Annotated in this window: 10 protein-coding genes and 1 tRNA gene; 9 read left to right on the top strand and 2 right to left on the bottom strand. The window is 68.9% G+C overall.

The features are described 5' to 3' along the window. The first annotated feature begins 115 nt into the window (after nucleotides 1-115). From ABTZ43_RS15200 to ABTZ43_RS15180, 5 genes are all read left to right on the top strand, one after another. Nucleotides 116-1117 (top strand): carbohydrate ABC transporter permease, encoded by a 1002-nt coding sequence (locus tag ABTZ43_RS15200; RefSeq protein WP_045254825.1) that lies wholly within the window; start codon nucleotides 116-118, stop codon nucleotides 1115-1117. After that, nucleotides 1114-2055, top strand: a complete 942-nt coding sequence (locus ABTZ43_RS15195) for a carbohydrate ABC transporter permease (RefSeq protein WP_056412949.1) — start codon at nucleotides 1114-1116, stop codon at nucleotides 2053-2055. The genes ABTZ43_RS15200 and ABTZ43_RS15195 overlap by 4 nt, the downstream gene beginning before the upstream one ends. 2 nt (nucleotides 2056-2057) lie before the next feature. Next, the gene (locus ABTZ43_RS15190; protein ID WP_350539404.1) at nucleotides 2058-2735 is read left to right on the top strand and encodes a hypothetical protein; all 678 of its coding nucleotides are present in this window, start codon (nucleotides 2058-2060) and stop codon (nucleotides 2733-2735) included. 43 nt (nucleotides 2736-2778) lie between these two features. After that, nucleotides 2779-3786, top strand: a complete 1008-nt coding sequence (locus tag ABTZ43_RS15185; protein WP_350539403.1) for a LacI family DNA-binding transcriptional regulator — start codon at nucleotides 2779-2781, stop codon at nucleotides 3784-3786. Nucleotides 3787-3859: 73 nt separating this feature from the next. Next, nucleotides 3860-3948 (top strand) — tRNA-Ser (locus ABTZ43_RS15180). 37 nt (nucleotides 3949-3985) lie between these two features. Here ABTZ43_RS15180 and ABTZ43_RS15175 read toward each other — a convergent pair. Further along, nucleotides 3986-6607 carry an excinuclease ABC subunit UvrA gene (locus tag ABTZ43_RS15175; protein ID WP_350539402.1) on the bottom strand — a complete coding sequence of 874 codons (2622 nt, stop codon included), beginning with the start codon at nucleotides 6605-6607 and terminating at the stop codon, nucleotides 3986-3988. Nucleotides 6608-6835: 228 nt separating this feature from the next. Between ABTZ43_RS15175 and ABTZ43_RS15170 the strand changes: the two genes are divergently transcribed. After that, on the top strand, nucleotides 6836-7876 hold the full coding sequence (locus ABTZ43_RS15170; RefSeq protein WP_350539401.1) for an aldo/keto reductase: 1041 nt from the start codon (nucleotides 6836-6838) through the stop codon (nucleotides 7874-7876). 62 nt (nucleotides 7877-7938) lie between these two features. Then, on the top strand, nucleotides 7939-8913 hold the full coding sequence (locus ABTZ43_RS15165; protein ID WP_350539400.1) for an NAD-dependent epimerase/dehydratase family protein: 975 nt from the start codon (nucleotides 7939-7941) through the stop codon (nucleotides 8911-8913). Nucleotides 8914-8947: 34 nt separating this feature from the next. Here ABTZ43_RS15165 and ABTZ43_RS15160 read toward each other — a convergent pair whose 3' ends face one another. Next, a complete protein-coding gene (locus tag ABTZ43_RS15160) occupies nucleotides 8948-9343 on the bottom strand; it encodes a VOC family protein (RefSeq protein ID WP_350539399.1) in 396 nt (131 codons plus the stop codon). Nucleotides 9344-9500: 157 nt separating this feature from the next. Between ABTZ43_RS15160 and ABTZ43_RS15155 the strand changes: the two genes are divergently transcribed. After that, on the top strand, nucleotides 9501-10325 hold the full coding sequence (locus tag ABTZ43_RS15155; RefSeq protein WP_056412932.1) for a sugar phosphate isomerase/epimerase family protein: 825 nt from the start codon (nucleotides 9501-9503) through the stop codon (nucleotides 10323-10325). Beyond that, nucleotides 10322-11446 carry a Gfo/Idh/MocA family protein gene (locus ABTZ43_RS15150; protein ID WP_350539398.1) on the top strand — a complete coding sequence of 375 codons (1125 nt, stop codon included), beginning with the start codon at nucleotides 10322-10324 and terminating at the stop codon, nucleotides 11444-11446. Before ABTZ43_RS15155 ends, ABTZ43_RS15150 begins: the two co-directional genes overlap by 4 nt. Nucleotides 11447-11497 lie beyond the last annotated feature (51 nt).

The following is an 11497-nucleotide window of genomic DNA, read 5'->3' as shown; positions in this document are numbered from 1 at the left end:
GCTCACCTCACTATTTACCCAGCGTTGTCGGCCACCCCCACCCCGTCTTCCGTGCGGGGGCGGGGCCCCCACCCCCCCCGCCCACCGCACCCCGCACACTTCGGAAGGAGCTGTCATGAGCACGACGGCGACGAGGACGATCGTCACGGGCAAGAAGTCCGGACGAGGGCAGGCGCTGCGCAGCGGCCGTCGCCCAGAGAACGAGCCCGCACGGCCCGGCCAGCGGTCGCGCCAGCGGCGTGAGACGGCGACCGGCTACGCGTTCCTCACCCCGTGGCTCATCGGATTCTTCGGCCTCACGGCCGTGCCGATGATCTACTCCCTGTACCTCTCCTTCACGAAGTACAACATCTTCCAGCCGCCCAAGTGGATCGGGCTGGACAACTACATCCGTCTCTTCACGAGCGACCCGAACTTCATCCAGTCGGCCCAGATCACCCTGGTCTACGTCTTCATCGGCACGCCGATCACCCTCGCCGCCGCACTCGGGGTCGCGATGCTCCTGAACTACCGCGACAAGGGCGCCGGCTTCTTCCGTTCCGCGTTCTACGCCCCCTCGCTGATCGGCGGCTCGGTCTCGGTCGCCATCGTCTGGCGTGCGATGTTCAACTCCGACGGTCCTGTCGACAGCGGTCTGCAGATCTTCGGGATCGACCTGGGCGGATGGATCGGCAATCCGGGACTCGTGCTCCCGATGATGATCCTGCTCGCCGTCTGGCAGTTCGGAGCCACGATGGTGATCTTCCTCGCCGGTCTGAAGCAGATCCCCAAGGAGCTGTACGAAGCCGCCGAGATGGACGGGGCGAACGCCTACCGGCGCTTCCGCGCGGTGACGATCCCGATGCTCTCTCCGGTGATGTTCTTCAACCTGCTGCTGGGCCTCATCGGCGCCTTCCAGGTGTTCGCCTCGGCATACATCATCTCGAACGGCTCCGGCGGCCCCGCCGGCATGACGAACTTCATCACCGTCTACCTGTACAAGCGCGGCTTCTCCGACGGACAGATGGGGTACGCCGCCGCGATCGCCTGGGTGCTGCTGGTCGTCGTCGCGATCATCGCCCTCATCCTGTTCCGCACCCAGAGGTCGTGGGTGCACTACTCGGGAGACGACAAATGAGCACCTCCAATCAGGCCACCACCTCCGGCTCCGCGTCGACGCCGGCGTTCGCCGCGCAGCAGACGACGCCCGTCGGCCCGCCTGCCCCTCGCCGCCCCATCACGCGCAAGACCTGGCAGACGGTCATCTGGTTCGTCGGTCTGCTCCTGCTCACCGCTGTCGTGCTGTACCCGCTGCTGTGGCTGTTCCTGTCGACGTTCAAGCCGAACTCCGAGTTCGGCCAGAACCCCGGTCTGTTCCCGCAGGCGCCGACGATCGAGAACTACGGCAAGGTCATGGAGGGCATCGCGGGAGTGCCGATGTGGCGCTTCTTCCTCAACTCGCTGATCCTCGCGGTGTCCGCGGTTGTCGGCACCGTGCTCTCGTCGGCGCTCGCCGCCTACGCGTTCGCCCGCGTGCAGTTCAAGGGACTCGGCGTGCTGTTCGCGGCGATGATCGGCACACTGCTGCTGCCGTTCCACGTCGTGATCATCCCGCAGTACATCATCTTCAACCAGCTCGGATGGGTCGACACCTTCATCCCGCTGATCCTGCCGAAGTTCCTCGCCACGGAAGCGTTCTTCGTCTTCCTGCTCGTGCAGTTCATCCGCCAGATGCCGCGCGACATGGACGAGGCCGCGCGCATCGACGGTGCGGGCCACCTGCGGATCTTCTGGTCGATCATCCTGCCGCTCATCAAGCCGGCGCTGATCACCTGCGCGATCTTCTCGTTCATCTGGGCGTGGAACGACTTCCTCGGGCCGCTCCTCTACCTGACGAGTCCCGAGAACTACCCGCTCCCGATCGCGCTGCGGCTCTACAACGACCAGACGTCGTCGTCGGACTACGGTGCGACGGTCACGGCCTCGTTCGTGGCGCTCGTCCCGGTGCTGCTGTTCTTCGTCGTCTTCCAGCGCTTCCTCGTCGACGGTGTCGCGACACAGGGTCTGAAGGGCTAGTCATGTCGGTCATCAGCGGAGAGCGGCGCGCACAGCGCGCCGCGACGCGCGAGGCGCGCTCCGGCGCAGGACCCACCGTCGCGGGTGTGGAACCGGGGGCCAACCCCGGTGCGACGGCGAAGTTCGGCCTGTTCGGCGAGGTGCTGACGATCGGCCTCATGATGACGATCGTCGCCCTCGGCGTCGTCACGCTGCCGATCGCGCTCGCCGCCGGCATCCGTCATCTGCGACGGTTCGTTGCGGCCGAGGACTCACGAAGCTCCCTGTTCTGGGACGACGTGCGTGCCGGCATCCTCCGATCTCTCGCGGTCGGCGTGCCGGCGGCGCTGATCACGGCGGTGCTCACGGTCGACATCGTGCTCGCGGGGTCGGGTGCACTGCCCGGCGGAGAGGCCATTGCCGTCATCGGCTGGGCGGGTCTGCTCGTTCTCGCGGTCGCCGTGCTTCTCGCGGCGGGCGAATGGTCTCCCTCGCGCGGCTGGGTCGCCGCGGTGCGCGCGGTGCCGGGCGTCGCCCGTGCGGATGTCGCGGGAGCCGCCTACATCGCCGCTGCCGCGATCTTCACCGGCGTCGTCACCTGGGCGCTCGCGCCGCTGTTCATCGCCGGGATCGGCTGCGCGGCGCTCGCCGTCGTCGCCGTGCCCGCGCGTCGCCGGCGTGGAGACAACCACGCAGGATGAGAAGGTAGTCGTTGGCGCACGCGCAGACGGACGGAGGCACGCCATGGCTGTAGGGGTGAAAGACGTCGCGGCTGCGGCCGGCGTCTCGGTCGGCACCGTCTCGAACGTCCTGAACCAGCCGGAGCGCGTGTCGGCGAAGACTGTCGAGCGTGTGCAGCGCGTGATCCGTGAACTGGGCTTCGTGCGCAATGATGCCGCCAGGCAGCTGCGCGCCGGTCGCAGCCGCAGCATCGGACTCGTGGTGCCCGACATCGGCAACCCGTTCTTCGCCGAGGTGGTGCGCGGGGCCGAGGATCGTGCGGCGGATGCCGGCATGACCGTGCTGCTCGGCAACAGCGACGAGCGGGATGAGCGCCAGCTGGCGCATCTCGAGCTGTTCCAGGAGCAGCGGGTGAACGGCGTGCTGCTGACCCCTGCGTCGGACGACCTCTCCGCCGTGCATCGCTTCGCCGCAGGCGGGATGCCGGTCGTTCTCGTCGACCGCGAAGTGGAGGAGGGCGTGCTGCCGTCGGTGTCGGTCGACGACGTCGAGGGCGGCAGGGTGGCCGCCGAGCATCTGCTGGCTTCAGGGCGTCGCCGGTTGGCGTTCGTCGGCGGACCGCCGTCGGTGCAGCAGGTCGCCGATCGTCTGCGCGGGGTGCGCGCGGCGGTCGACACGCACCCGGACGTCACCCTCGAGGTCTTCGAGCAGTCCGCCCTCACCGTCCTGCAGGGCAGGGCCGCGGGCGAGATCATCGCCGCCCGCCCCACCGGATCACGACCGGATGCCGTGTTCGCGGCGAACGACCTGCTCGCCGTCGGTCTGCTGCAGGCGTTCAGCTTCGGCTCCGCCATCCGCGTGCCGGAGGACATCGTGATGGTCGGCTACGACGACATCGACTTCGCCTCGGCCACCGTCGTGCCGCTGAGCTCGGTGCGGCAGCCGGCGAGACTGCTCGGCTGGACCGGCGTCGACCTGCTGCTGAAGGAGCTGGACGGCGTGGAGCACGACCGCCGCGTGCGATTCCAGCCCGAGCTCGTCGTGCGCGAGTCGAGTGCCGTCACCGACTGAGCACCGATTCGTCGCTGCCCCGTGAACCCGTTATGCTTGCAGGGTGCATCCGGTCTTCACGGAGCGGATGCCTGGAGACGTCGCATAGTCCGGCCGAGTGCACCACCCTGCTAAGGTGGAGTCCCCTCACGGGGACCAGGGGTTCAAATCCCCTCGTCTCCGCAGAAGGAATCCCCGCTCAGGCGGGGATTTTCTGTTTTCAGGCGCTGATTCCGCGGTCCTGCGCCGCGAGGGCATCCGCGAGGTACGCCGCCGTCGTGCTGTCGCTCGCCGAGGCGACGGAGCGAGCAGTGCCCTGTGCCACGACGGATCCTCCGAGGTCTCCGGCGCCGGGGCCCATGTCGATCACCCAGTCGGCCTGCGCGACGACACGCATGTCGTGCTCGACCATCACCACAGTGTTGCCGGCGTCGACGAGGTGCTGGAGGTGCACGAGCAACCGATCGGTGTCCGACGGATGCAGCCCGGAAGTGGGCTCGTCGAGCAGGTACAGGGTGTCGCCGTGCTGGGCGCGGCGCAACTCGGATGCCAGCTTCACGCGCTGTGCCTCGCCGCCCGACAGCTCTGTCGCCGACTGCCCCAGCGGCAGGTATCCCAGTCCTACATCGAGCAAGGCATCGAGGTGTCGCGCGACATCGGCGTCATCATCGAAGAGCACGCGCGCGTCGTTCACGCTCAGGGCGAGGACCTCGGCGATCGTGTGACCGTGGAGTTCGATCTCGAGGGTCTCCGGGTTGTAGCGCGTGCCGCCGCACGTGCTGCACGGGGCATGGACGGTCGGGAGGAAGAGCAGCTCCACCTCGACCGTGCCCTCGCCCTTGCAGGTGGGGCATCGTCCGTTCGGCAGGTTGAATGAGAACCGGCTCGCGGCGTAGCGTCGCCGGCGTGCTTCGGGAGTCGCGGCGAACAGCGCGCGGACGCGGTCGAAGAGGCCTGTGTACGTCGCCACGTTCGATCGCGACGTGCGGCCGATCGGCTTCTGGCTGACCTGCACGACGCGCCGCACGCGGCTGGCAGGACCCGACGCCCGCCCCGTCGTCTGGGCTGTCGGCGCGGAGAACAGCGGATCGGCGGTCGTGCTGCTCTTCTCGCCGTTCGACGCGTCGATCGTCGAGCCGTCGACCTCGCTCGACAGGCTCTTCTGCAGCAGATCGGGCAGAGCCTGGGTCACCAGGGAGGACTTGCCCGAGCCGGAGACGCCGGTGACGGCGGTGAGGCAGCCGAGGGGGATCGACACCGACACGCTGCGGAGGTTGTTCCGCGAGACGTCGGTGAGCACGAGCTCGCCGTCGGGCTCGCGGGAGGCGGGCCTCGGCGCCGGCGACTGCGCGGCGCGCAGGTCGTCGGCGAACAGGTAGCGCCGGGTCTGGGAGCGCTCCACGTCGCGGAGACCGTCGATCGGGCCGGAATAGACGATCTCGCCACCGGTGGCCCCCGCACCGGGGCCGATGTCGACGATCCAGTCCGCATGCCGGATCACGTCGAGCGAGTGCTCGACGAAGAAGACCGTGTTGCCGGAGTCCCGGAGCGAGCGGAGGATGCGCACGAGCGCCTCGCCATCGGCGGGGTGGAGGCCGGCGGAGGGCTCGTCGAGCACGAACATGACCCCGAACAGCTGCGAGAGCACCTGGGTGGCGAGCCGCATGCGCTGCAGCTCGCCGGAGGAGAGGGTGGGCGTCGATCGATCCAGCGAGAGGTAGCCCAGGCCGAGCTCGATGATGGGCGAGACCCGGTCGCGCAGCTCGTCGACCAGCCGCTGCGCCGCGAGCTGCTTCTCGGGTGCGAGTGCCCGGCCCTCGGAGCCGCCGGCATCCGACCCGCTGTCGGAGGGGGCGAGTGCCGTCTCGAGAAGCGCCGCGAGATCGGCGAGCGGCAGCGCGGCCATCTCGGTGATGTCGAGACCGGCGAACGTCACGGCGAGCGCTTCGGGCTTCAGTCGACGTCCCTCGCACAGCGGGCAGCGGACGCTGACCATGTAGCTCGCCGCCTTCTCGCGCATCTTGGCGCTCTTCGAGTGGGCGAACGTGTTGAGCACGTACTGCTTCACGCCGACGAACGTGCTCATGTACGACGGTTCGACCCCGGCGGCGACGGCCTTGCGCACCTGTGCAGGACCACGATCGGTGAACACCGGCACCTGAGGGGATTCCTCGGTGTACAGCACCCACCGACGCTGCTCCTCGGGCAGATCGCGCCAGGGGATGTCGATGTCGTAGTCGAGGGAGATCAGGCTGTCGATGAGCTGCTTGCCGTGCCACGCTCGCGGCCAGGCGTCGAGGGCGCGGTCGCGGATCGACAACGACTCGTCGGGGACCATGAGGTGCAGGGGCACGTCGTACACCTGCCCGATGCCGTGGCATCGCGGGCATGCGCCCTGGACGGTGTTCGCCGAGAAGTCCTCGGCGAACAGGGGGTCCGCGCCCGGCGGGTACGTGCCGACGCGCGAGAACAGCATGCGCACCACATTGCCGATCGAGGTGGCGCTGCCGACGGTCGATCGAGCGCTGCCGGCGGTGCGCTGCTGGGGGAGGGCGACCGCCGGGGGCAGCCCCCCGATGGCGTCGACGTCGGGGATGTCGACCTGGCTCATCAGGCGTCGCGCGTAGGGCGCCACGGACTCGAAGTAGCGTCGCTGGGCTTCGGCGTAGAGGGTGCCGAACGCGAGGGAGCTCTTCCCGGAGCCGGAGACGCCCGTGAAGGCGACAAGGGCGTCGCGGGGTATCGCGACGTCGACATCGCGAAGGTTGTGCACACGTGCTCCGGTCACGACGATCGCGTTCGACGTGCCGGAGAGCTTCGACGGTGGGGTCCCGCCCATCATGGACCTCTTCTCGAATCCCGCGCAGGGCGGGGGTGGATGCGACGATCGCCGACTCCGCGCCACGTTACCCCGACCGTCCGACTTCGTCGGCGTCCTTGACAGCGGGGAGCGGACCCCGCCCGCACCGGCGTCTCGAGGATTGCGGAGTATGGCACCCCGGTCTGCTCGGGTCTTTCGGGAAGCGCTATCCTGAAGCCCTTCCTCTCGCCTCGCCTAGGAGCATCCCCCATGCCCATCGCCGCTGATGACCCCCGCCTCACCTCCGTCTACGAGGCCGCATCCACCCGCTACACGGACGTGCCCTTCCAGCGCGCGGGCGCGAGCGGCGTGCAGCTCCCGAAGGTCTCGCTCGGCCTCTGGCAGAACTTCGGACGAGACCGCACCTTCGACAGTCAGCGGCAGATAGTGCTGCACGCCTTCGACCGGGGCGTCGTGCACATCGACCTCGCGAACAACTACGGCCCGCCGTACGGATCGGCAGAGTCGACATTCGGATCGGTGCTCGCCAGCGGTCTCTCCCGTTACCGCGACGAGCTGTTCGTGACGACCAAGGCCGGCTACGACATGTGGCCGGGGCCCTTCGGCGACGGCGGATCGCGCAAGTACCTCGTGCGATCGCTCGAGCAGAGCCTGCAGCGCATGAACACCGACTACGTGGACGTGTTCTACTCGCATCGGCCCGATCCCGAGACTCCGCTCGAGGAGACGACGACGGCCCTCGCCGACATCGTCCGCAGCGGCAAGGCGCTGTACGTCGGCATCTCGAACTATCCGGCCGAGCTCGCCCGCCGCGCCTACGAACTGCTCGCCGAGCAGGGCGTGACGCTGCTGCTGCACCAGCCCCGCTACTCGCTGTTCGACCGCACGCCCGAGGCCGAACTGTTCCCGGCGCTGCGCGAGCTGAACGTCGGCAGCGCGGTCTTCTCACCGCTCGCACAGGGCCTGCTGACGGCGAAGTACATCGACGGCGACGTGCCCGCCGACTCACGGGCGGCGAGCAGTCACTTCCTGAACGGGTCGGCGCTCACCGACGACTACCTCGAGCGCATCCGCGGCATCGACCGCATCGCGAAGGATGCGGGGCTCTCGATCCCACAGCTCGCCATCGCCTGGGTGCTTCGCGATCCGGTGGTCACCACGGCGATCATCGGCGCCTCCCGCACCGGACAGATCGACGATGCGGTCGCGGCAAGCCGCGTGGAGCTCTCCGCCGAGGTCGTCGCCGCACTCGAGGAGTTCGCGGCCGCGCCCGGCACCGTAGTCGTCTGACGGCACGCCCGCGGGGGCGCGATCCCGCCCCGCGGGGCGGGCGCCTCGCTAGAGTCGATCGCATGAGTGCGACGAAGGTGTTGTTCATCGGCGGAACCGGGATCATCTCGTCGGCGGCGAGTGCGCTGGCCGCCTCACGCGGCATGGAGGTCACGCTGCTCAATCGGGGGACGTCGCGACGCGACCCCGCGGAGGGCGTCGAGGTGCTCACGGCAGACATCGAGGATGCCGCGGCCGTCGACGCGGCGCTGGCCGGACGGGAGTTCGACGTCGTCGCCGACATGATCGCGTTCACCCCCGACCAGGTGCGGCGTGACATCGACCGGTTCGAGGGGCGCACCGGTCAGTACGTGTTCATCAGCTCTGCGTCCGCCTACCAGAAGCCGGTGGCCCGGCTGCCGATCACGGAGTCCACACCGCTGCGCAACCCGCACTGGCAGTACTCACGCGACAAGATCGCCTGCGAGGATCTGCTCACGACCGCCTATCGGGACCGCGCATTCCCCGTCACGGTGCTGCGCCCCTCGCACACGTACGACAAGTGGACGATCCCCGCGTTCGGCGGCTGGACCGCGATCGACCGCATCCGCCGTGGCGACGAGATCATCGTGCACGGCGACGGGACATCGCTGTGGACCCTCACCCACGCGAGCGATTTCGCGGTCGGGTTCGCGGGACTGCTCGGCAACCCGCTCGCCTACGGGGACACCTTTCAGATCACGAGCGACTTCGTCTACACCTGGAATGAGATCTACGGGATCCTCGGGCGCGCGGCCGGTGCCGAGCCGCGGATCCGGTATGCCACCAGCGCGGCGATCGAAGCCGCGGCCCCCGAGCGCGCGGGGCAGCTCTCCGGCGACATGGCCCACTCGGTGGTCTTCGACAACACGAAGATCCGCCGCGTCGTGCCCGACTTCGCCCCGGTCGTGGCGCTGCACACCGCGGCGCGCGAGATCATCGACTGGCATGACGCGCACCCTGAACTGCAGCGCGTCGACCCCGCCCTGGACGAGCTGTTCGACCGGCTCCTGGCCTGACGCCTGACGTCTGGCCTGACGCCTGGCCCCCGGCTCAGGCGGCGGACATCACCGCGAGGACGTTGCCGGCCGGGTCGCGGAACCAGGCGATGTCGGGCCCGCGCCCCGGTCCGCCCCGCAGGATGCCCTTCGGGTCGGTGTCGAACTCGGAATCGTCGTAGATCTTCGTCGCCACGCCACGTCCGTTGAGGTCGTCGACGGCGGCATCGATGTCGTCGACGGGGAAGTTCAGGATCGTGAAGCTCGCCGGAGTGTGATGAGGCTTCGCATAGACGAGGATCGAGCCGCCGTCGTCGAGCTGGATGTCGAGGAACCCCATCTCGTTGGTCTCGACGCGGAGTCCGAGGACGTCGCCGTAGAACGAGCGGGCGGCATCGATGTCGTCGACGCTGAACCCGCTGAATGCCCGTGTGGTCTGGAATGCGCTCATGCGTTCAGCATGCGCCGCCGCACCGCGCATGTCCAGGGTGTGCGGGTGCGCTCTCTACGCGGTGAATACGAGAATCTCATTACTTCCACGTGGAGGTTTCTGGTACTCTGGCCGCGGGCGATTCCTCCGTCCACTCGCACAATCAAGGAAGGTCAACGTGGCCCTGCCAGAAGCATCTGTTCAGCTGTACACACTCGCCGCGGAGTTCTCCGCCGACATGGGCGGCTCGCTCGACAAGCTCGCCGCCATCGGACTGCGCAACGTCGAGGCGTTCGACTTCGTGCGCCGTCCCGATGAGATCCGCGCGGCCCTCGACGCCTCCGGCCTCGTCTCGCCCACCGGCCACGCACCGCTGCTCTCGGACGAGCTGTGGACGCCGGACGGATCGATCCCGACCCCCGCGCCCGAGGTCGTCTTCGAGGCCGCGGCCAAGGTCGGCATCAAGACCGTGATCGACCCGTTCGTGGTTCCCGAGCGCTGGTTCACGCTCGAGGGCGTCACCGACATCGCCGAGCGCCTGAACGCGCTGGTCGAGACCGCCGCGACCTTCGGCCTCGAGGTCGGGTACCACAACCACGCCCAGGAGTTCGTCGAGGAGTTCGACGGGCAGACGGCCTACGAGCGCTTCGTCGCGCTGACCGACGAGCGCGTCGTGCTCGAGCTCGACCTGTACTGGGCGCTCGTGGGCGAGCAGGACGTGACCGCGCTGGTCTCGCGCCTCGGCGACCGGCTCGTCGCCGCGCACGTCAAGGACGGCGTCGCGCCGGCCAGCAACCCGTTCGCACCCGGTGCGGCGGAGTTCGGCTCGGCGAGCCTCGACCAGCGTCACGCGGGCACGGGCGACGTGCCCCTCGCGGACTCGCTGCGCGCGGCATCCGACCTGAAGTACGCCATCATCGAATACGACAACGCCCCGGGTGACGTCTTCGCCGACATCGCCGCGAGCTACTCGTTCCTCATCGAGGGCGGGTTCGCACGATGAGCGCGGTCGGCATCGGCATCATCGGCCTCGGTGTCATCAGCGACACCTACCTCGAGAACCTGTCGTCGTTCCCCGACGTCGAGGTGCTCGTCGTCGGCGACCTGCTGGTCGACCGCGCCGAGGCGCAGGCGGCGAAGTATGGGGTGCCGTCGTTCGGCACCGCCGATGACGTCCTCGCCCACCCCGGCGTCGATCTGGTCATCAACCTGACGATCCCCGCCGTGCACATCGAGGTCTCCCGCGCCGCGATCGCCGCAGGCAAGCACGTCTGGACGGAGAAGCCCCTCGGGCTCGACCGCGACGGCGCCGCCGACCTGCTCCGCGAGGCCGACGCCGCAGGCCTGCGGATCGGCTCCGCCCCCGACACGCTGCTCGGACCGGGCTTCCAGGCCGCTCGTCGTGCGATCGAGAGCGGAGTCATCGGCCGCCCGCTGTTCGCCCAGACCACGTTCCAGACCCAGGGACCCGATCTGTGGCACCCGAGTCCTGCCTTCCTCTTCGCGGAGGGTGCGGGGCCGCTGCTCGACATGGGGCCGTACTACTTCTCGGCCCTGGTGAGCCTTCTCGGACCGGTCGACCACGTCGCCGCGGTCGGCACGAAGGCGCGCGAGGAGCGCGAGATCCACACCGGACCCCACGCGGGGACCATGTTCCCGGTCGAGGTGCCGTCGACGATCCAGATCGTCACCGCCTTCGAGGGCGGTGCGCAGTCGCAGACGCTGCTGAGCTTCGACTCCGCGCTCGAGCGCCACGGCATCGTCGAGATCCACGGCACCGAGGGCACGATCGTGCTCCCCGACCCGAACCAGTTCGCCGGTCGCATCGCGTACGTCAAGCCGCTCGGTGTGATCCGCGACGGCATGTCATTCGAGCAGGAGTGGATCGAGATCGAGCATGACGACGTGCAGGTCGGACGCGGCATCGGCGCGCTCGACATGGCGCGCGCGATCGCCGAGGGGCGTCCGCACGTCGCCTCGGGTGAACTCGGCTTCCATGTGCTCGACATCCTGCTCTCGGCGCAGGAGTCGGCCGCAACAGGCCAGACGATCGTGGTCGAGAGCACGGTCGCACCGGTTCCGCTGCTCCCCGAGGGCTTCGACCCGTTCGCGGCGACGCTCTAGTCGGCTCGTCCTCTGCACCGACCGCGCCCCCGTCGACACTGCGTCGACGGG

Source organism: Microbacterium sp. NPDC097977, from assembly GCF_040302605.1.
Taxonomy (GTDB): Bacteria; Actinomycetota; Actinomycetes; order Actinomycetales; family Microbacteriaceae; genus Microbacterium.
This window is presented reverse-complemented; position numbering and strand designations above follow the sequence as displayed.